This is a genomic window from Actinomadura nitritigenes (assembly GCF_017573545.1).
Classification (GTDB): Bacteria; Actinomycetota; Actinomycetes; order Streptosporangiales; family Streptosporangiaceae; genus Spirillospora; species Spirillospora nitritigenes.
Genome location: NZ_JAGEOK010000005.1, coordinates 187,710 through 209,168, shown reverse-complemented (window position 1 = coordinate 209,168; position 21,459 = coordinate 187,710). Strand labels below are relative to the sequence as shown.

Genomic DNA, 21,459 nt, shown 5'->3' with positions numbered 1-21,459 from the left:
GGGACATGACCGACGACCACCGGGCAGGCGGGGGACGCCCGCTGCCGATCGCCCTGCTGATCCCCGGCCAGGGAGCGCAGCATCCGCGGATGGCCGCGTCCCTGTACGGCACCGTCGAGACCTTCACCCGCACCATGGACGAGGCGTTCGCGCTCATGGGCCCGCGCGGCCCGCACGTGCGCGCGCAGTGGCTCGCCGAGCGGCCGTCTCCGGAGTTCGACGACGTCACGGTGGCGCAGCCGCTGCTGTACGCGGTCGGGTACGCGCTCGGGCGGACCCTGGTGGACCGGTGCGGGAGCCCGGACGCGCTGCTCGGGCACTCCGCCGGCGAGATGGTGGCCGGCGCGCTCGCCGGGGTCTTCGACTTCGCCGACGGCATGCGGCTGATGATGGAGCGGCTCCCGGCGCTCGCCGCGACGGAACCGGGCGGGATGCTCGCGGTCGCCGCCTCGGTGCGGGACGTGGAGCCCCTGCTCGGCGACGACGTCCACCTCGCGGCCGTCAACGCGCCCCGGCAGCTGCTGCTCGCCGGGGCGGAGGAGCCGCTGCTGCGCGCCATGTCCCGGCTGAAGGACGGCGGCGTCACCGTCCGGCGCGTCCCCGCGCGGCAGGCGTTCCACAGCCCGCTGGTGGCGGCGGCGTCGGCCGAGGCCGGCGACCGCTGGACCGGCGTGGACCTGCGGCCGCCCGCCGTGCGGCTGTACTCGGCCTACGACGCGGCGCCGCTCACCGCCGGGCGGGCGTGCGACCCGTCCTTCTGGATCGGGCAGCCGGCCCGGACCGTCCACTTCGCGCGGGCGCTCGACCGGCTCCTGGACGACGGCGACCACCTGCTGGTGGAGACCGGTCCGGGGCAGAGCCTGACGATGCTCGCCCGCCGGCATCCCCGCGTCGCGGCCGGGCGCAGCCAGGTGATCGGGATGTCGCCCGACCGGCGGCTCGGCGACGACGCCGAGCGCGACGCCGTGCGGTCGGCGGCCGAACGGGTGCTGACGCGCCGCTGACCCCGGGGGCCCGCCGACGGGCCGCCCCGCCAGACGACGGAGGAGCTGGAACCGCAATGAGCATCCCCATCGCCGTCATCGGCATGTCCGCCCGCGTCCCCGGAGGACCGGGCCTGGAGGAGTTCTGGTCGCTGCTGCTGCGCGGCGACGAGGCGATCCGCCCGGCGCCCGGCGACCGCGCCGGCCCGCGCGGGCGCGGCGGCTTCCTCGACCGCGTGGACGGCTTCGACGCGGCCTTCTTCGGCGTCCCGCCGCGCGAGGCCGCCGAACTCGACCCGCAGCAGCGCCTGATGCTCGAACTCACCTGGGAGGCGCTGGAGGACGCCCGCGTCCTGCCCGCCTCGCTGCACGAGAGCCGCACGGGCGTGTTCGTCGGCGCGATGGCCGAGGACTACGGGCTCCTCCAGGCCCGCCACGCCGGCGCCGAAACCTCGCCGTTCACGCTCACCGGGACGCGCCGCGGCTTCATCTCCGGGCGCGTCTCCCACGTGTTCGGCCTGCGCGGACCCAGCGTCACCGTCGACACGGCCCAGTCGTCCTCCCTGGTGGCGGTGTACCAGGCGGTGCAGAGCCTGCGGGACGGCGACTGCGGGCTCGCCGTCGCGGGCGGCGTGCAGGTGAACCTGGCGGAGGAGAGCGACGACGCGCTGCGGGAGCTGGGCGCGCTGTCACCGGACGGGCGGTGCCGCCCCCTCGACGCGGCCGCCAACGGCTTCGTCCGCGGCGAGGGCGGGGGCGCGGTGGTGCTCAAGCCGCTCGACGCGGCGCTGCGGGACGGCGACCGCGTGCACTGCGTGATCCTCGGCGGCGCGGTCAACAACGACGGCGCCACGCCCGGGCTGACCGCCCCGAGCCGCGACGCCCAGGAAGAGGTGCTGCGGCTCGCCTACGAGCGGTCCGGCGTCGATCCGGGCGCGGTGCAGTACGTGGAGCTGCACGGTACCGGGACGCGGCGCGGCGACCCGGTGGAGGCCGCCGCGCTCGGCAGTGTGCTGGGCGCGGCCCGTCCCCCGGGCGATCCGCTGCTGGTGGGCTCGGTGAAGGCGAACATCGGCCACCTGGAGGCCGCGGCCGGGATCGCCGGGTTCATCAAGACGGCCGCGGGGATGTCGCGCGGGCGGCTCCCCGCGACGGCGAACTTCGCCGACCCGAACCCCGACATCGACCTCGCGGGGCTGAACCTGCGGGTCCACGACCGTCCCGGCGACTGGCCGGAGGGGGAGCGGGTCGCGGGCGTCTCGGCGTTCGGACTCGGCGGTTCCAACTGCCATCTCGTCCTCGCCGGACCGCCCCGCACCGACAGCGACACCGACGCCGACGGCGACGCCGGGGAGGCTCCCGCACCCGCTCGCGGACCCGTCCCCTGGGTGGTGAGCGGACGATCGGAGCAGGCACTGCGCGCCCAGGCCGGCCGCCTCGCCGAGCCGGCCGCGGCACGGCCGGACGCGCGGGACGTCGGCCGCTCGCTGGCGGCGGCGCGGACGGTGTTCGAGCACGGCGCCGTCGTGACCGGCGACCACCTGGCGGGGCTGCGCGACCTCGCGGAGGGCCGCGACGCGCCCGGAGTCGTCCGGGTCCGGAGGCGCGACGGCCGCACCGCCCTCCTCTTCCCAGGGCAGGGCGTGCAGCGCGCGGGCATGGGGCGCCGCCTCTACGAGACGTATCCGGCGTTCGCGCGGGCCCTCGACGAGGTCGGCGCCGCGCTGGAACCGGCGATCGGCACGCCGATCACCGAGGCGATGTGGAGCGGCGGCCTGGACCGCCAGGAGCTGGTGCAGCCCGCCGTGTTCGCCGTCGAGGTCGCGCTCTTCCGGCTGCTGGAGTCGTGGGGCGTCCGGCCCGACCTGGTCGCGGGCCACTCCCTCGGGGAGATCACCGCCGCGCACGTCGCCGGGGTGCTCCCGCTGGCGGACGCGGCGGAGTTCGTCGCGGCGCGGGGGCGGCTGTTCGAGGGCCTGGCGTCCGGTGTCGCGGTCGCGGTGGAGGCGGGCGAGGACGAGGCCCGCGCCGCGCTCGCGGACCGGCTCGACCGCGCCGACGTCGCCGCCGTCAACGGCCCCCGGTCCGTGGTGATCGCGGGGGACGAGGAGACCGTGACCGCGGTCGCCGGGCACTTCGCCGACGCCGGGCGGCGCACCAAACGGCTGCGGATCGGCCGCGCCGTCCACTCACCGCTCGTCGAGCCGCTGCTGGACGAGCTGCGCGCCGTCGCCGCCGGGCTGGACTGGCGGCGACCGGACGGCGGCCCGGCCGTCGTCTCCTCGGTGACGGGCGCGGAGGTGGACGCCGCGCGGCTCGCGGACCCCGCGCACTGGGCGGGCAACGCGCGCCGGACCGTCCGGTTCGGCGAGGCCCTCGAGTCGCTGCACGCCCTGGGCGCGCGGCGGTTCGTCGAGGCCGGTCCCGGCACCGCGCTCACCGACCTGATCCCGGCGAACGTGTCCGATCCGGCAGTGACCGTCCTGCCCTGCCTGCCGCGCGGGCAGGACGAGGTGCGCGGCGCGGTGACGGCCCTGGCCGGGGTCCACCTCGCCGGGGGCCGGGTGGACTGGGACGCCTTCTTCGGTCCGGACTCCCGCCTCGTCGATCTGCCGACGTACGCGTTCCAGCGCGACCGGCACTGGCTCGACACCGCCGAGGACCGGCCGGGCCCCGCCGCGCCGGAGACCGACACCCGGCGGCTGGTGGCCGAGACCCTCGAACAGGCGCTCGGGGCCGGCGCGGCGGCCGACCCGGACATGCCGTTCCGGGACCTCGGGGTGGACTCGCGGATGGCCGTGGTGATCCGCGACAGGCTGTCGGCCGCCCTCGGCCGGGACCTGCCCGGGTCGCTGCTGTTCGACCATCCCACCGCCGCGGAACTCGCCGATGCCCTGCGCCCCGACGCCGGGACCGCGCGCCCGGAGCCCGGCGCCCGGACGGCCGACCGGCCGCCCTCCGAGCCCGGCGAGAACGAGGACGACATCGCGATCGTCGCGATGAGCTGCCGCTATCCGGGCGGCGTGCGCTCGCCGGAGGACCTGTGGCGGCTGGTCGACGAGGGAGCCGACGCGATCGGGCCGTTCCCGGACGACCGCGGCTGGGACCTCGACGAGCTGCCGGAGGGCCCGGCCGCGGGCGGGTTCCTCGACGGCGCCGCCGAGTTCGACGCGGCGTTCTTCGGGATCTCTCCGCGCGAGGCCGCGGGGATCGACCCGCAGCAGCGGCTGCTGCTGGAGACCGCGTGGGAGGCGTTCGAACGGGCCGGGCTCGACCGCGCCGCGCTCCGCGGCAGCCGCACCGGCGTCTTCGTCGGCGCCACCGCCCAGGACTACGGCCCGCGCCTCGCCGAGCCCGACGACGGCACGCGCGGCCACCGGCTCACCGGCACCGCGCCCAGCGTCGCGTCCGGGCGCATCGCCTACGTCCTCGGCCTGCGCGGCCCGGCCGTCACCGTGGACACCGCGTGCTCGGCGTCCCTGGTCGGCGTGCACATGGCGGCGCAGGCGATCAGGCAGGGCGAGTGCGACACCGCGCTCGCGGGAGGCGTGACCGTGCTCGCGACCCCCGGCATGTTCCTGGACTTCGGCCGCCAGCAGGGCCTCGCCTCCGACGGCCGCTGCAAGGCGTTCTCCGCCGACGCCGACGGCACGGCCTGGGCCGAGGGCGCCGGGCTGGCCGTCCTGCAGCGGCTGGGCGACGCCCGGCGGGCGGGACGTCCCGTCCTGGCCGTCCTGCGCGGCAGCGCCGTCAACCAGGACGGGGCCAGCAACGGGCTCACCGCGCCGAACGGCACCGCCCAGGAGCAGGTCATCCGGGACGCCCTCGACCGGGCCGAGATCGGCCCGGAGGGCGTGGACGCGATCGAGGCGCACGGCACGGGCACCGCGCTGGGCGACCCGATCGAGGCGGGCGCGCTGGCCCGCACCTACGGCGCCGCCCGCGCCGGAGGCGACCCGGTCCGGCTGGGCTCGCTGAAGTCCAACATCGGGCACGCCCAGGCGGCGGCCGGCATCGGCGGGCTGATCAAGATGGTGGAGGCGCTGCGCGCCGGGCGGCTGCCCCGCACGCTGCACGCCGCCGCGCCGTCCCCGCACGTCGACTGGGACGACAGCGGCCTCGCCCTGCTGACCGACCCGGTGCCCTGGCCGCGCGCGGACCGCCCGCGCCGGGCGGCCGTCTCGTCGTTCGGGATCAGCGGCACCAACGCGCACGTCATCGTCGAGGAGGCCGCGGCGCCGCCCGCCGGGGAGCCTGATCGTCCCGGCCCCGTCCCGCTGCCGCTGTCGGCCCGTACCGGCACCGCGCTGCGCGCCCAGGCCGGACGGGTCCGCGCGTTCATGGCCGCGCACCCGGAGGAGCGGCCCGCCGACATCGCCCGGACGCTCGCGGCGCGGACGCCGATGCGATGGCGCGCCGCCGTCGTCGGCGACACCCGCGACGACCTCATGGACGGCCTGAGGACCCTGGCGGACGGGGGCCGGGTGCCGGCGGCCGTGCGCGGCTACCGGTCGCCCGCCGCCGTGCGGGCCGAGGCGCGCGAGGCGCCCGATCCGGTGTTCGTGTTCCCCGGTCAGGGGGCGCAGTGGCGGCGAATGGCCCTCGACCTGCTGCGCGAGTCACCGGTGTTCCGCGACCGGATGGCCGAGTGCGAGCGGGCGCTGTCGGCCCACTGCGACTGGTCGCTGCGCGACGTGCTGGACAGCGATCCGCTGGACCGGGTGGACGTCGTCCAGCCGGCGCTGTTCGCCGTGATGGTGTCGCTCGCGCGGCTGTGGGAGACGGCCGGCGTCCGCCCGGCGGCGGTGGTCGGCCACTCGCAGGGCGAGATCGCCGCCGCCTGCGTGTCCGGCGCACTGTCGCTGGACGACGCCGCCAAGGTCGTCTGCCTGCGCAGCCAGGCGCTGCGGAAGGTCGCGGGCAGCGGCGGCATGGCGTCGGTGCCGCTCCCCGCGAACGAGATCGAGCTGCCCGGCCGGGTGTGGACGGCCGCGGTGAACGGGCCGTCCTCCACCGTCGTCGCCGGGGACGCCGACGCCCTCGACGCCTTCGTCGCCCGGCTCCAGGACGCGGGCGTCGACGCCAGGCGCGTGGACGTGGACTACGCCTCCCACACCGAGGCCATGGAGCCGATGCGCGACCCGCTCCTCGCCGACCTCGCCGGGCTCGACCCGGCCGGCCCGTCCGTCCCGCTGTGGTCCACGCTGACCGGCGGGCCGCTCGACCGGGCGATGGACGAGCGCTACTGGTTCGACAACATCCGCGGCACCGTCCGGTTCCACGACGCCGTGTGCGCGCTGATCGACGCCGGGCACACGCGGTTCGTCGAGGTCGGTCCGCATCCCGTGCTGGCGCGCGCGATCGCCGAGGCGGCGGGGGAGCGCGAGGTGACCGTGCTCGGCACGCTGCGGCGCGAGGCCGGCGGGCTCGCGCAGTTCCTCACCGCCGCCGCCGCGGCCTACGCCGACGGCGTGGGCGTGGACTGGGGCGTCTTCGTCCCCGGAGGCCGGATCGTGCCGATGCCGACCTACCCGTTCGAGCGCAAGCGCTACTGGCGGTCCGCCGGGGCCGGGGCGGCGGGCGCGGCGGGCGTCGCGGGCGCGGCGAAGGCGGGGCATCCGCTGCTGGACACCGAGGTGGAACTGCCCGGCGGCGGTCTCCTGCGCACCGGGAGGCTGTCCGTCGCGCGGCATCCGTGGCTCGCCGACCACGAGGTGGCGGGGGAGATCCTGGTGCCTGGCACCGCCCAGGTCGAGATGGCCTGCTCGGCGGGCGCCCGGATCGGCCACGCGCGCCTGCGCGAGCTGGTGCTGGAACGTCCGCTCGGCGTCCCCGCCTCCGGCGAGGTCGAGGTCCGCCTCCTGGCGGGAGCGGACCGGTCGGTCGTCATCGAGTCCCGGCCGAGCGGCGCCCACGACTGGACCCGGAACGCGACCGGGACCCTGGACGGCGACGCGGGACCCCTGGACGACGGCGCCGAGCCCGAGCCGATGCGGCACGCCGAGCAGTGGCCGCCGCCCGGCGCGGACCCGCTGCCGCTGGACGGCGCCTACGACCGGCTCGCCGCACGCGGCTACGGCTACGGCCCGGCGTTCCGCGGCCTGCGCCGCGCGTGGCGGGACGGCGACGACCTCTACGCCGAGGTCGGCTCCGACCAGGACCGGGGCGGGCACCGCGTCCATCCCGCGCTGCTGGACGCGGCCCTGCACCCGCTGCTCCTGCCCGGCGAAGGACCCGCGGAGGTCCCGTTCGTCTGGAAGGGCGTCTCCTGCCGGCCCGCCGGCGGCTCGTCGCTCCGCGTGCGGCTGACCCGCGACGGCGACGGGACGGCCCGGCTGGAGGCCGCCGACGCCGAAGGGCACGCGGTCGCCGTCGTCGAGTCGCTCGACCTGCGGCCGCTCGCCGGGGACGCGCCCGGCGGCCTCTACGAGACCCGATGGGGCGAGCTGCCGGACGGACCGGACGGCGGCGCACCCGACGCACACGAGGTGCACGTCGTGCCCGTCCCCGACCTCGGCGGCCTCTTGCCGGACGATGCCCACCGCGCGGCACGGGCCGTCCTGGGACGCCTCCAGGAGATCCCCGACTCCGACGCGGTGGCCGTCGTCACCAGCAACGCGCAACGCGTCCTGCCGGGCGACGAGGTGAACGGGCTGGCCCAGGCGACGGTGACCGGGCTCGTGCGCTCGGCCCGCGCCGAACGGCCGGGACGCCTCGTCCTGATCGACGGTGATGGCGACCGGTGCTCCGAGGAGGCGCTGCCCAGGGCGCTCGCGACCGGGGAATCCGAAGTGGCCGTCAGGCGGGGCCGCCTGTACGCGCCCCGGCTGGCTCCCGCCGTCGACGACGAGCCCACTCCGGACGAGCTCACCCCGCCGGACGCCCCGGACGGGAGCGCCTGGCGGCTGGACGTCACCCGCCGCGGCTCGCTGGACGACCTGGCGCTCGTCCCCGCGCCCGAGGCCGCACGGCCGCTCGGGGAGGGCGAGGTCCGCGTCGCCGTCCGGGCCTCCGGGCTGAACTTCCGGGACGTCGCCGTCGCGCTGCGCCTGGTCCCCACCGAACGGACCATGGGCAGCGAAGGGGCCGGGATCGTCACCGAGACCGGACCCGGCGTCACGACCCTGCGCCGGGGGGACCGGGTCACGGGCGTGTTCGAACGCTCGCACGGGCCCGTCGCGGTCGCCGACGCCCGGCGGGTCGTCCCGATGCCGCCGGGCTGGACGTTCGCCCGCGCCGCGTCGGTGCCGATCGTCTTCGCCACCGCCTACCAGTGCCTCGCCGAGATCGCGGAGCTGGGACGCGGGGAGAGCGTGCTGATCCACGCGGCCACCGGCGGCGTGGGGCTGGCCGCCGTGCAGCTCGCCCGGCATCTGGGCGCCGAGGTGTACGCCACCGCGAGCCCGCCCAAGCAGCACGTGCTGCGCGACCTCGGCCTCGACGGCGACCACATCGCCTCGTCCCGCGACCTGGAGTTCGAGGAGCGGTTCCGGGGGCGGATCGACGTCGTCCTCAACTCGCTGGCCCGCGAGACCGTGGACGCGTCGCTGCGGGTGCTGCGCCCCGGCGGCCGCTTCGTGGAGATCGGCAAGACCGACATCCGCGACCCGGGGGCCGTCGCCGCCGCGCATCCCCACGTCCGGTACGCCGCGTACGACCTGCTCAGTGTCCGACCCGAACGGGTCGGCGAGGTCCTGCGGACCGTGCTCGACCTGCACGAGGGCGGCGCCTTGCGGCCCCTCCCGGTCCAGACCCACGACGTGCGGCGGGCGCCCGAGGCGCTGCGCACCCTGCGGCGCGCCGAGCACATCGGAAAGCTCGTCCTCACCGTCCCGCCGCCCGCGGCGTTCGACCCTGCCGGAACGGTGCTCATCACCGGCGGCACGGGGAAGCTGGGCGCCCTGCTCGCGCGGCACCTCGTCCGCGAGCACGGGGTTCGCAGGCTGGTCCTGGCGGGCCGGAGGGGACGCGCCGCCGAGGGCGTCCCGGAACTGGAGGCGGAGTTGACCCGCCTCGGCGCCGAGGCCGCCTTCCCGGCCTGCGACACCGCCGACCGCGACGCCCTGGCCCGCCTGCTGGCCGAGCACCCGCCGACCGCCGTGGTGCACGCCGCCGGGGTCCTGGACGACGGTCTCGCCGCGACGCTGACCGGCGACCGCGTGGACGCAGTCCTGCGGCCCAAGACGGACGCCGCCTGGCACCTGCACGAGCTGACCCGGGACACCGACCTGACGGCGTTCGTCATGTTCTCCTCGGCGGTCGGCGTGCTCGGCGCGCCCGGGCAGTCCAACTACGCCGCCGCCAACACCTGGCTGGACGCCCTCGCGAGCCATCGGCGCGCCCGCGGCCTGCCCGCCGTCTCGCTCTCCTGGGGGCTCTGGGACGAGGTGGGCGGCATGACCGGCCACCTGTCCGGCGAGCAGGTCGACCGGCTGCGCCGCACCGGGATCGCGCCGCTGCCCGCCGAGCGCGGGCTGGCCCTGTTCGACGCGGCGCTCCGGTCGTCCCGCGAGCACCTCGTCCCCCTGCATCTGGACGTCCGCGACGTGCGGCCGGGCACGGTCCCGATGCTCGCCGACCTCGCCGGCGAGGCCCCGGAGCCCGCCGCCGGGGACGAGGCTTCCGGCACCGGTCTCGCGGAGCGCCTGCGCGGCGCCTCCGGCGATGACCTGGAACGCGTCCTGACCGCGGCCGTGTGCGACACCGCCGGGGAGATCCTCGGATATCCCGAGCCCGGCGCCGTCGGACCGGACGACGCGTTCAAGGAACTCGGCTTCGACTCCCTGCTCAGCGTGGACCTGCGCAACCGCGTCAACCGCGAGCTCGGGATCGAGCTGCCGACCACCGCGGTCATGGACAACCCGACCCCCGCCGAACTGGCCGGGGTCATCCGGGCGGAGCTGCCGCCCGGACACGGCACCGCCGAACAGAAGGAGGAGGGACGATGAGTGGACAGCGCGAACGCCACGCCTTCGTGAGCGGGGCGACCAGCGGCATCGGCCGCGCGGTCGCCGGGCGGCTGGCGAGCGAGGGCGCGCGGGTGTTCATCTGCGCGCGCGACGCCGAGGCCGTCGCCCGCACCGTCAAGGAGCTGCGCGACGACGGCGGCGACGTGGACGGCACCGCGTGCGACGTCCGCGACGCGGGGCAGATCCGGTCCGTGGTCGAGGAGGCCAACGCCGCAGGCCGCATCAACGTGCTGGTCAACAACGTCGGCCGGGGCGGCGGCGGGCAGACCGCCGAGATCCCCGACGAGCTGTGGGACGACGTCGTCGCCACCAACCTGACGAGCGTCTTCCGGGTGACGCGCGAGTTCCTGGCGTCCGGGCTCAAGGACGCCGAATGGGGACGCGTCGTCAACATCGCGTCCACGGCCGGCAAGCAGGGCGTCGTCCTCGGCGCGCCGTACTCGGCGTCCAAGCACGGCGTCGTCGGCTTCACCAAGGCGCTCGGCCTGGAGCTGGCCAAGAGCGGCGTCACCGTGAACGCCGTCTGCCCCGGCTACGTCGAGACGCCGATGGCGCAGACGATCCGGCGCGGCTACGCCGACTACTGGGACGTCACCGAGGGCGAGGTGCTGGCCCGCTTCGAGGCCAAGATCCCGCTGGGCCGCTACACCACGCCCGAGGAGGTCGCCGCGATGGTCGCCTACCTGACCGGTCCGGACACCGGCGCGGTCACCGCTCAGGCGATCAACGTGTGCGGCGGGCTCGGCAACTTCTGAGGAGCGCCATGACCATGCGACAAGGCACCGCGCCGACCACCCGGCACACCGAGCACGCCACCCGGATCGGCGCGCCGCCGGACGCGGTCTACCGGATCGTGGCGGACGTGACGTCCTGGCCGGTGCACTTCCCGCCGACCGTGCACGCCGTCCGGCTCTCCGGCGACGACCGCGCGGAGCGCATCCGGATCTGGGCGCTCGCCAACGGCGCGCTCCGCACCTGGGTGTCGGAGCGCGCCCTCGACCCCGGCGCGCGGACGGTCGCGTTCGCGCAGGCCGAGCCGAGCGCACCGGTGGCCGCGATGCACGGGACCTGGCGGATCGAGCCCGGTGAGGACGGCGGCTCCCACGTCGTCCTGGTCCACGACTACTCGGCCGTGGACGACGACCCCGACGCCCTGGCGCTCATCGACGGCGCCGTCGAGGCCAACAGCGGCAAGGAGCTGGACGCGCTCAGGCACGCGGCCGAGACCGGCGCCGCCGCCGACCTGACCCTGGAGTTCAGCGACGGCGAACTCGTCCACGGGCCGCTTCAGGCGGCCTACGACTTCGTCAACGAGTGCGACCGGTGGCCCGAGCGGCTCCCGCACGTGGCGCGCGTCGCCCTGACCGAGGACGAGCCCGGCCTCCAGTTCATGGAGATGGACACCCGGTCGCCGGACGGCTCCGCGCACACCACCGCGTCCGGCCGGGTGTGCGTGCCGGGGGAGCGCATCGTCTACAAGCAGACCACGACGCCTCCTGTCATGCGCACGCACAACGGCGAGTGGCTGTTCGAGCCCGCGGGGGACGGCGCGGTGCGCGTCACGTCCCGGCACACGGTCGTCATCGACCCCGGGGCGCTGGAGGGACCGGCCGCCGGCGGGATGGACCTGCCGGCGGTGCGCAGGAAGATCCGCGAGACGCTCGGCGCCAACAGCAGGGCGACCCTGCGCGCCGCCAAGCGGTACGCGGAGAACGAGAGGAGCGAGAAATGAAGGAACTGACCCTGGACGACCTGAAGGACGCCCTGCGCGCGGCGGCGGGCGAGGCGGAGGCCCTGCAGGACGGTTCGGACGACCTTCTGGAGGTGCCGTTCTCGGAGCTGGGTTACGACTCGCTCGCCGTCATGGAGACCACCGCGCAGGTGGAGCGCAAGCTCGGCGTCGAACTGCCCGAGGAGGAGACCGCCGAACTGAAGACGCCCCGCGAGTACCTGGAATTCGTCAACGCCAGGATCGGGGAGACCGTGTAGAACCGGAACGGCGAGAAGAGCCGGCGGCCCGTGCGGGCCGCCGGCTCTTCTCGTTTGCCTTTCCAGCGCTCTGGAATTCCCCCGGTCAGGCCATTCCGTCGACCCGGACGACCCGTTCCCGGATCAGCCAGGAACCGCCGTCCGGGACCAGCACGTCCTCGCAGGTGGTGCTCGCGTGCAGGACGGTCCCCTTCTCCCGGCTCGACTGGAACACCAGCGCGTAACTGCACACGCGGACGTTCCCGTCCTCCGGGACGACGTGGCTCATGCCGAGCCAGTGGCGCCGGACGATGCCCGCCTCGGTGAGCTTGTCGGCGACGGCCCGGGACGCCGACCGGATCTCGTCGCGCCCGCGGACGGGCTCGGGGTGGCCCTGGGCGTCGAAGACGCCGTCGGGAGTGAATGCCTCCGCCCATTCCTCGACCTTTCCGGCGTCGAGGAGCTGCATGTGCCAGGCGTAGAAGGCGTCGATGTCGGCCCGCAGCTGTGCGGGTGCGATGGTGGTCGGCACTGTGCGTCCCTTCGGTGAGTGGGTTCTCCGGTCAGTGGACGGGCTGCGCGGACGGCAGCCCGGCGTCGCGGTGGGTCCGGGGCCTCGGCACGGCCGCCCCGGTTCCGGCGGGGGCGGCGTCCGCTGCCGCCGTGCAGGCGAGCGGCGTCCGGGGCTGCTCGCCCTGCAGGACGGCGGCGTGCACCTCGCTGAGCTCGGGCGACGGGCTGAGCCCCAGGTCCTCGGCGAGGATGTGGCGCGCCGCGTGGAACGCCTCGAGCGCGTCGTAGCGGCGGCCGGAACGTGCCAGCGCGCACACCAGGAGCGTGTGGTACCACTCGTCGTACGGCTTCAGCGCCACGAGCGACCTCAGCTCGCCGATGAGCTCGCGGTGCCGGCCGAGGCGCAGGTCCGCCTCGATGCGCAGGTTCAGCGCGTGGGCGCGGTGCTCGTCCAGGGCCGCCGCATGGCCCTCCAGCACCCGGCCCAGCTCGACGTTCGCCATCGGCGGACCGGTCCACAGGTCGAGCGCGCGGCACAGCGGCCCCACCGCGTCGGCGGAGCGGCCGTCCTGGAGCAGCCCGCGGCCCTCGGCGAGCAGCCGGTCGAACCGGCTGAGGTCCAGCTGCTCGGGCGCGACCCGCAGCATGTAGCCCGGCGGGCGGGTGACGAGCGCGTCCCTGCCCGGGGCAGGGCCGTCGCCGCCGGTCAGCCAGCGCCGGATCTGGTACACGTACGTCTGCGCGGTGCGGGCCGCGCTGCGCGGCGGGTCGTCACCCCACAGCTCCTCGATGATCGTGTCGAGCGGCACGACGCGGCCCGTGCGCACCAGCAGCAGCGCGAGCGTGTTCAGCACGCGCGGCGCGGTCGGTGCGAACGCCGATCCGCCGCCCGCGACCTCCAGCGGGCCGAGCAGCTTGAAGCGCAGCATCCGAGTTTCGACCTCCGTCGTTCTGTCGCGGTCCTTCATGGCATTCGCCGCTTCTAGCCGGGAAGGCGCCCGTTAAGCGCCCGCTCGTCGTTCGGTGAGGCGCCTGCTCCCGAACGCCCATCACCGCGTGCGCCTTCCGGCGCGGCCGGGGGTATCGAAAGGAGTACTCCGCGGTCCGCGCGAACGCGTTTCCCCGCGCCCGCCTTCGGTTATCAAGCGCGGCGTCAGAGAACGCCCCGTCGACCGAAGAGGAGTGATCCTCGGTGACGACCGATACGACGGTTGCCGAGAGGGGCACGTCAGAGCGGCTCGGGCTCGTCCTCGCCATCTGCTGCGCCGGCCAGTTCCTGGTGGTGCTGGACGCCTCGGTGATGAACGTCGCGCTTCCCTCCATCAGAACCGCCCTGCATTTCCGCACCGACTCGCTGCAATGGATCATCAACGCGTACACGATCGTGTTCGCGGGATTCCTGCTGCTCGGCGGGCGGCTCGCGGACATCTACGGGCGGCGCCGGGTGTTCCTCGGCGGCATCGCCGTCTTCACCCTCGCGAGCCTGGCCGGCGGCCTGGCCTGGAACCCCGCCTCGCTGCTGGCAGCCCGGGGCGTCCAGGGCCTCGGCGCCGCCGTCATGGCCCCGGCGACGCTGACCGTCCTCGGCACCACCTTCACCGACAAGGAGCGGCGCGCCCGGGCCTTCGGACTCTGGGGCGCGGTCGCCGCGGGCGGCGGGGCGATCGGCGCGCTCGTCGGCGGAGCCATCACCGAATGGCTCTCCTGGCGCTGGATCCTGCTCGTCAACGTCCCCGTCGGCGTCCTGCTGACGGCGGGTGCCGCGTACGCGGTCACCGAGTCCCGGAAGGAGGACGACGACCGCCGCATGGACCTGCCCGGCGCCCTCGCCATCACGGCCGGGCTGATCCTGCTCGTGTACGGCATCGTCCGGTCCGAGAAGGAGGGCTGGGACTCGCCGCAGATCATCGTGAGCCTCGGTCTCGCGGTCGTCCTGCTGGCCCTGTTCGCGGTGAACGAGGTCCGCCGCAGGACCCACCCGCTGGTGCCGCTCGGCATCTTCCGCAACCGCTCCGTCACGGCGGCCAACCTGGTCGCGTTCACCAGCACCGCCGCCCTGTGGGGCACGTTCTTCCTGTTCACGCTGCTGCTCCAGCTCGTCCTCGGGTACAGCCCGCTGGAGACCGGTTTCGCGTACCTGCCGCTGTCCCTCGGCATCGTCGTGGCCGCGCGCGGCATCGCCCCGCTCGTGCCCAAGGTCGGCCCGCGGCCGCTGCTGGTCGCCGGGCTGCTGCTGTCGGCGGCCGGCCTGGCCTGGCTGTCGGGCGCCGGAGCGGGCGCCGGCTTCCTGACCGACCTGTTCGGCCCGACGCTGGTCCTCGGCATCGGCCAGGGCCTGGTGTCGGCGTCCATGACCGTCGCGGGCACCTCCGAGGTCGGCTACCGCGAGCAGGGCCTGGTCTCCGGGCTGCTCAACACCAGCCGACAGGTCGGCGGCGCGCTCGGTCTCGGCATCCTGGCGGTCGTCGCCGCCGCGCACACCTCCGACGTCGCGCACGGGGCGCACGCCACCGCGCGGGCCCTCGCCGCGGGCTTCGACCGGGCCCTCCTGGTCTCCGCGCTGTTCCCGCTCATCGGCGCGGCCGCCGCCCTGGCCGTCCCGAAGGTCCGCCGCGACGAGGAGCAGGCCGCGCGCGGCTGAGTCACCCGCCGCCGGACCTCCCGAGGCACGGCCCTCGACAGCATCCCGACAGGACGTCGACGGGCACGGGCGAGATTGGGGCCATGGATGCGAGCCAGCCGGCGACCACGACCACGGTCCCTCCCGTCCGCAAGTCCGTCGACGTCCCCGTGCCGCCGGAGCGCGCCTTCGCGCACTTCACCGGGCGGCCCACCGAATGGTGGCCGGAGAGCCACGTGCTGGTCGCCGCGCGGGAGCGGGTGGTCTTCGAACCGCGCGCGGGCGGCCGCTGGTACGAGCGCTCCACCGACGGCTCCGAGCTCGACTGGGGCCGCGTGCTGGTCTGGGAGCCGCCGCACCGCCTCGTGCTGACGTGGCGCATCGACGGCGACTTCCGTCCCATCGGCGACGACGAGCGGGCCAGCCGCGTCGAGGTGACCTTCACCCCTCGCGGGCCCGGCGGGACCCGCGTGGAGCTGGCCCATGTCGAGCTGGCCCGGCACGGCCGGGCCGCCGGGCGCATCCGCGCGGCCGTCGACGGCCCGAGCCCCGGCGAGACGCTCGCGACGTTCGCCGCCACCCTCACTCCAGGAGGCGACCATGCCTGACCGCGAACTCCCGCACGACGCCCATCCGCTAGACGACGAGGCGCGCGGCGCCCCCTTCCCCTGGCGGCGCCCCGGCCCGTTCGCCCCGCCCGACCGGCACCGCGAGTGCCGCGAGCGGCCGGGCCTCACCCGCGTCCCCCGGTCCGCGGGCGAGCCGACCTGGGTCGTCACCCGGTACGCGGAGGTCCGGGAGGCCCTGAACGACGAGCGGCTCGGCAACGACCGCGGCCACCCGGGCTTCCCCGCCCCGTTCCCGATCCCGAAGGACTTCACGCTCAACTCGTCCCTGCTCGGCATGGACCCGCCGCGGCACACCGACTACCGCAAGCGGGTCGCCAAGGACTTCACCGTCCGGCGCGTCAAGCTGCTCCGCCCCCGCGTCGAGGAGATCGTGGACGGGCAGGTGGACGCGCTGCTGGACGCGGGCCCGCCGCGCGACCTGCTCGCCGACCTGGCGCTGCCGATCACCATCTCGGTGATCATGGAGCTGCTCGGAATCCCGGCGAAGGACAAGGACTTCCTGCACGTCCGCACCCGGACGATGTTCGGCGGGACCGCCTCGGCCGCCGAGCGCAAGGAGGCGGTCAACCAGCTCGACGCCTACTTCCGCGACCTGGTCGCCGCCAAGTACGACGAGCCCGGGGACGACCTCGTCGCCAAGCTCACCGGCGCCTTCCCGCGCGAGGACGACTTCGACGAGCTGGTCCACCTCACCCGGCTGCTGTTCAACGGCGGGCACGAGAGCACCGCCAGCATGATCGCGCTCGGCACGCTGGCGCTGCTGCGCCACCCCGACCAGCTCGACCGGCTGCGCGACGACCCCGACCTCGCCCCGGCCGCCGTCGAGGAGCTGCTGCGCTACCTCAGCGTCACCGACCTCACCACGGCGCGGGTCGCGCGCACCGACCTGACGATCTCCGGCACCGAGGTGCGGGAGGGCGACGGCGTCTTCCCGCTCACCGCCGCCGCCAACCGGGACCCCGAGGCGTTCGAGCGGCCCGACGAGCTCGACATCACCCGCGGCTCCCGCAAGCACCTGGCCTTCGGCCACGGCCGCCACCTCTGCCTCGGGTCGGAGCTGGCCCGGCTGGAGCTGGAGGTCGTCTTCCGCACGCTCTACCGCCGGCTGCCCGATCTGCGGCTCGCCGTCCCGTTCGAGGAGCTGTCCTTCAAGGACGGCGGGCTCGTGTACGGCGTCGAGGCGCTGCCCGTGACCTGGTGACCCGTCTGGAGTGATGACCGTGACCACGACCATGACCGACGAGCGCACGGCCCTCGGCGCGGCGGTGCGGGCCGCCGCCGACCACGCGGACGAGGCCGACCGCACCGGCCGGCTGTCCGGCGAGGCGGTCGCCGCCGTGACCGCGACCGCCCTGCCCCGGCACTTCGTGCCCGCCCGCTGGGGCGGCGCCGAATCCACGTTCCGCGAGCTGACCGGGGCGGTCTCCGAACTCGGCGAGGCGTGCGCGTCCACCGCCTGGTGCGCCGCGATGTTCGCCTACACCGGCCGGTTCGCCGCCCATCTGCCGATCGACGGCCAGCGGGACCTGTGGGACGGCACGCCGGGCGCGCTGCTCGTCCCCGGCCTGGTGCCCGCCGGGTCCGCCGAGGAGACCGAGGGCGGTTTCCTGCTGCGCGGGCGCTGGCGCTACGTCAGCGGCGTCGAGTTCGCCGACTGGGCGCTCATCGCCGGGCCCGCGTCCGGCGGCGTCGAACCGCGCTTCTTCGCGGTGCCCCGTACCGACTTCACCTGCGAACCGACCTGGGACGCGGTCGGCATGCGGGCCACCGGCAGCCACACCCTCGCGGTGGAGGAGGCGTTCGTGCCCGCGCATCGGACGGCGCTGTTCAAGGAGGTGATGGGCGGGCTGAACCACACCTCGCAGGCGCCGCAGCACAACGTCCCGCTTCCCGCCGTCGGCGGCCTGACCTGCATCTCCGCGCTGATCGGCGCGGCGCGCGGGGCCCTCGCCTCCGCGACCCGCACGGCCGCCGCCAAGCGCGCGGCGGCACCGCCCTCCGGCGCGCCGCGCACCGGCGGCCCACCGCCGGCCGGCGACGCGGCGTCCCTGGCGATCGCGACCTCCGCCGCCCGGATCGAGGCGGCCGAGCTGCTGATCGACCAGGTGGTGTCCGCGCTGGACGCCGGAGAGGGCCGCCCGCGCGCGTTCGAGAACGCCAACCGCGCCTCCTACGCGGCGTCCCTGCTGGTGGAGGCGGTCAACGCGCTCATGAAGTCGGCGGGCACCGCCGCGCAGGACCGGAGCGACCCGCTGCAGCGGTGCTGGCGGGACGTCACCGTCGGCTGCTCGCACGCCGCGCTGCGTCCCGAGCGCGCCGCGCCCGGCTTCGTCGAGGCGCTCGCCGCGCGGACCTGACCCGCTCCCGGGGGCGCGACCGCCTCCGCGGGCGGAACCGACCGGAAAGGAGACGACGATGGAATACGGAGTGGCACTGCCCACCATGGTCCGCGGGGTCGAGGGCCGCGACCTGCTGGACTGGGCGCACCGGGCCGAGGCCGCCGGGTTCGCCGACCTCGCGGTGCTCGACCGGCTGGTGTACGGGAACGACGAACCGCTGGTCGCGCTGGCCGCGGCGGCGGCCGTGACCGAACGGATCAGGCTGACGACCGGGATCCTCATCGCCCCGTACCGGAGCAACACCGCGCTGGTCGCCAAGCAGGCCGCGTCCGTCCACCACCTGTCGGACGGCCGGCTCTCGCTCGGCGTCGCGGTGGGCGCCCGGCCGGACGACTACGCCGCGTCCGGCGCCGGGTTCGGCGACCGCGGGCGCCGCCTCGACGCGATGCTCGCCGAGATGCGCAAGATCTGGGCGGGCGGCGACATCGGCCCCGAGCCGCCCGGCGGCGACCCCGAGATCCTCGTCGGCGGCCGGGCCCCGTCCGCGCTGCGCCGCGCCGTCGCGCACGGCGACGGCTACTTCGCCGCCGCGGGCCCGCCGCAGACGTTCGCCGAACGGGCCGCCGACGTCCGCCGGCGCTGGCGGGAGGCCGGGCGCCCCGGGAGCCCGCGCATGGTCGCGCAGGCGTACTACGCCCTCGGCCCCGGCGCGGACACCGCCGTCCGCGAGCACCTCGGCGACTACTACTCCTTCGCCGGGAGGCTCGCCGACATGATGATCAAGGGGGCGCCGACCACCCCGGAGCGGCTGCGCGAGACCGCCGGCGCCTTCGCGGAGGCGGGCTGCGACGAGCTCGTGCTGGTGCCCTGCGCGTCCGGGCCCGAGCAGCTGGACCTGCTCGCCGAGACGCTCGAGGAGGCCGCCTGATGTCCCGCAGAAGGACCGTCATCACCGGGATCGGCGTGGTCGCCCCCGGCGGGATCGGCACCGGCCCCTTCTGGGAGCTGGTCACCTCCGGCCGGACGGCGACCCGCCGGATCACCCAGTTCGACCCGTCCGAGCACCGCTGCCAGGTCGCCGCCGAGTGCGACTTCGACCCGGCGGCCGCCGGGCTCACCCCGCAGGAGGTCCGGCGCAACGACCGGTTCGTCCAGCTCGCCAAGGTGGCCGCGCGGGAGGCCGTGGACGACAGCGGCCTCCGCGTGGACGGGCGGCTCGCCGAGCGCACCGGCGTCGCGATGGGCAGCGCCGTCGCCGGGACCAAGAGCATGGAGGCCGAGTACGTCGTGCTCAGCGACGGCGGCGCGCACTGGAAGGTCGACCCGGCCTACGTCAGCCCGCACATGTACGACTACTTCCTGCCGAGCTCGGTGGCCGCCGAGGTCGCGCTGACCACGGGCGCGCGCGGGCCGGCCACGGTCGTCTCGACGGGCTGCACCTCCGGCATCGACGCGGTGGCGCACGCCGCCGAGGTGATCCGGGACGGGGCGGCCGACGTGGTCGTCACCGGCGGCAGCGACGCCCCGATCTCGCCGATCACCGTCACCTGCTTCGACGTGATCAAGGCGCAGTCGGTCTACAACGACGACCCGGAGCACGCGTGCCGCCCGTTCGACCGCACCCGCCGCGGGCTGATCCTCGGCGAGGGCTCCGCCGTGCTCGTGCTGGAGGAGTACGAGCACGCCCGGCGCCGCGGCGCGCGGATCTACGCCGAGCTCGCGGGCGCCGCGTCCCGCTGCAACGCCTACCACATGACCGGCCTCAAACCGGACGGCCGGGAGATGGCGGAGGCGATCACCACCGCGCTGGCCGAGGCCCGGATGGGCCCCGAGGACGTCGACTACGTGAACGCGCACGGCTCGGGTACCAAGCAGAACGACCGGCACGAGACCGCGGCGTTCAAGCGCGCCCTCGGGGAGCGCGCCCGCCGCGTGCCCGTCAGCGGCATCAAGGCGGCGGTCGGCCACTCGCTCGGCGCGATCGGGTCCATCGAGATCGCCGCGTGCGCGCTGGCGATGGCGCACGGCGTGGTGCCGCCCACCGCCAACCTGCGCGAGTCCGACCCCGAGTGCGACCTGGACTACGTCCCGCTCGACGCGCGCGAGCACCGCGTGCGCGGGGCGCTGACCGTCGGCAGCGGGTTCGGCGGATTCCAGAGCGCGATGGTGTTCCGCGATCCGGAGAGCGCCTCGGAAGGGAGCAGCGCATGAGCGGCCAGGCGGTGGTGACCGGCCTCGGCGTGACCGCGCCGAACGGGATCGGCGCCCACGAGTACTGGGACGCCGTCCGGAACGGCCGGAGCGGCATCGGCGCGATCACGAGGTTCGACGCGTCCGGCTACCCGGTGGCGGTGGCGGGGGAGATCCCCGAGTGCCCCGCCGAACGGGACCTGCCGGATCGGCTCCTGCCGCAGAGCGACCGGGTGACGCGCCTCGCCCTCGTCGCCGCCGGCGAGGCGCTGCGGGACGCGGCGATCAAGCCGGGCGACATGCCCGAGTACAAGATGGGCGTCGTCACGGCGAGCACGTCGGGCGGTCTGGAGTTCGGGCAGCGGGAGCTGCAGAAGCTGTGGGGGAGCGGCTGGCGGGACGTGAGCGCGTACATGTCGTTCGCCTGGTACTACGCCGTGCACACCGGCCAGATCTCCATCCACAACGGCATGCGGGGCCCCGGCGGGGTGCTCGCCTCCGAGCAGTCCGGCGGGCTCGACACCCTGGCGTTCGCCCGCCGGAAGATCCGCAGCGGCACGGCGATGATGGTGGCGGGCGGCGTCGACGGGACGCTCTGCCCGTACGGCGTCGCGATCCAGACCGCGAGCCGGGAGCTCAGCTCGCGCGCCGACCCCGCGGCGGCCTACCTGCCGTTCGACGCCGACGCCGACGGCTGCGTCCCCGGCGAGGGCGGGGCCGTCCTCACCGTCGAGGACCGTGCCGACGCCGAGGAGCGCGGCGCCCCGCAGATCTACGGCGTGGTCGCCGGGCACGGCGCCGCGTTCGACCCGGAGCCCGGCTGCGCCGACGGCCTGTGCCGGGCGGCGCGGGCGGCGCTCGACGACGCGGGGCTGCCCGCCTCGGCGGTCGACGTGGTGTTCGCCGACGCGGCGGGCCGCCGCGACCTCGACGACGGCGAGGCGGCGGCGCTGACCCGGCTGTTCGGGCCGCGCGCCGTCCCGGTGACGGCACCGAAGTCGATGACGGGGCGGCTGCTGTCCGGCGGCGCGGCCCTGGACCTGGCGACCGCGCTCCTGTCCCTGCGCGACGGGGTGATCCCGCCGACCGTCGGCACCCGACCGGACCGCGCCGACGACCGCCTCGACCTGGTCGCGGACGAGCCGCGGACCGCCGCGATCGGCACGGCGCTCGTCCTCGCCCGCGGACGCGGCGGGTTCGCGTCGGCGGCCGTGCTCACCGCGCCGTAGCCGCCGCCTTCCCAGCCGA

The 21,459-nt window shown here is 75.8% G+C and carries 14 protein-coding genes; 12 read left to right on the top strand and 2 right to left on the bottom strand.

Annotated elements, in window-relative coordinates:
- The first annotated feature begins 5 nt into the window (after positions 1-5).
- From J4557_RS09115 to J4557_RS09095, 5 genes are read left to right on the top strand one after another with little or no spacing between them, the layout of a single operon-like run.
- Entirely contained in the window at positions 6-1,004 is a 999-nt protein-coding gene (locus J4557_RS09115; RefSeq protein ID WP_208266005.1) for an acyltransferase domain-containing protein, read from the top strand.
- 56 nt (positions 1,005-1,060) lie between these two features.
- Positions 1,061-9,931: a type I polyketide synthase gene (locus tag J4557_RS09110; protein ID WP_208266004.1), complete on the top strand. Its 8,871-nt coding sequence runs from the start codon at positions 1,061-1,063 to the stop codon at positions 9,929-9,931.
- Positions 9,928-10,707, top strand: coding sequence for an SDR family NAD(P)-dependent oxidoreductase (locus tag J4557_RS09105; RefSeq protein ID WP_208266003.1), 780 nt, complete (start codon positions 9,928-9,930; stop codon positions 10,705-10,707). The genes J4557_RS09110 and J4557_RS09105 overlap by 4 nt, the downstream gene beginning before the upstream one ends.
- Before the next feature lie 8 nt (positions 10,708-10,715).
- Positions 10,716-11,684, top strand: coding sequence for an aromatase/cyclase (locus J4557_RS09100; RefSeq protein ID WP_243775483.1), 969 nt, complete (start codon positions 10,716-10,718; stop codon positions 11,682-11,684).
- Complete coding sequence (locus J4557_RS09095; protein WP_190855112.1) at positions 11,681-11,941, top strand: acyl carrier protein; 261 nt, start codon at positions 11,681-11,683, stop codon at positions 11,939-11,941. The genes J4557_RS09100 and J4557_RS09095 overlap by 4 nt, the downstream gene beginning before the upstream one ends.
- A gap of 85 nt (positions 11,942-12,026) precedes the next feature.
- Here the strand turns inward: J4557_RS09095 and J4557_RS09090 are convergent, their stop codons facing one another.
- Both J4557_RS09090 and J4557_RS09085 read right to left on the bottom strand, forming a co-directional pair.
- Positions 12,027-12,452: a nuclear transport factor 2 family protein gene (locus J4557_RS09090; RefSeq protein WP_208266002.1), complete on the bottom strand. Its 426-nt coding sequence runs from the start codon at positions 12,450-12,452 to the stop codon at positions 12,027-12,029.
- A gap of 31 nt (positions 12,453-12,483) precedes the next feature.
- On the bottom strand, positions 12,484-13,362 hold the full coding sequence (locus J4557_RS09085; protein ID WP_208266001.1) for an AfsR/SARP family transcriptional regulator: 879 nt from the start codon (positions 13,360-13,362) through the stop codon (positions 12,484-12,486).
- Between the two features lie 263 nt (positions 13,363-13,625).
- On the opposite strand from J4557_RS09085, the gene J4557_RS09080 reads away from it, so the two are divergent.
- The 7 genes from J4557_RS09080 (at position 13,626) to J4557_RS09050 (ending at position 21,440) form a co-directional block, all read left to right on the top strand.
- The gene (locus J4557_RS09080; RefSeq protein WP_208266000.1) at positions 13,626-15,074 is read left to right on the top strand and encodes an MFS transporter; all 1,449 of its coding nucleotides are present in this window, start codon (positions 13,626-13,628) and stop codon (positions 15,072-15,074) included.
- Between the two features lie 83 nt (positions 15,075-15,157).
- Positions 15,158-15,661 (top strand): SRPBCC family protein, encoded by a 504-nt coding sequence (locus J4557_RS09075; protein WP_208265999.1) that lies wholly within the window; start codon positions 15,158-15,160, stop codon positions 15,659-15,661.
- Entirely contained in the window at positions 15,654-16,883 is a 1,230-nt protein-coding gene (locus J4557_RS09070; protein ID WP_208265998.1) for a cytochrome P450, read from the top strand. The genes J4557_RS09075 and J4557_RS09070 overlap by 8 nt, the downstream gene beginning before the upstream one ends.
- A gap of 19 nt (positions 16,884-16,902) precedes the next feature.
- Positions 16,903-18,039, top strand: coding sequence for an acyl-CoA dehydrogenase family protein (locus tag J4557_RS51595; RefSeq protein ID WP_208265997.1), 1,137 nt, complete (start codon positions 16,903-16,905; stop codon positions 18,037-18,039).
- A 58-nt stretch (positions 18,040-18,097) separates the two neighbouring features.
- Positions 18,098-18,949: an LLM class flavin-dependent oxidoreductase gene (locus J4557_RS09060; RefSeq protein ID WP_208265996.1), complete on the top strand. Its 852-nt coding sequence runs from the start codon at positions 18,098-18,100 to the stop codon at positions 18,947-18,949.
- The gene (locus J4557_RS09055) at positions 18,949-20,232 is read left to right on the top strand and encodes a beta-ketoacyl-[acyl-carrier-protein] synthase family protein (protein ID WP_208265995.1); all 1,284 of its coding nucleotides are present in this window, start codon (positions 18,949-18,951) and stop codon (positions 20,230-20,232) included. Before J4557_RS09060 ends, J4557_RS09055 begins: the two co-directional genes overlap by 1 nt.
- Positions 20,229-21,440, top strand: a complete 1,212-nt coding sequence (locus J4557_RS09050; RefSeq protein WP_208265994.1) for a beta-ketoacyl synthase N-terminal-like domain-containing protein — start codon at positions 20,229-20,231, stop codon at positions 21,438-21,440. The genes J4557_RS09055 and J4557_RS09050 overlap by 4 nt, the downstream gene beginning before the upstream one ends.
- Positions 21,441-21,459: the final 19 nt, after the last annotated feature.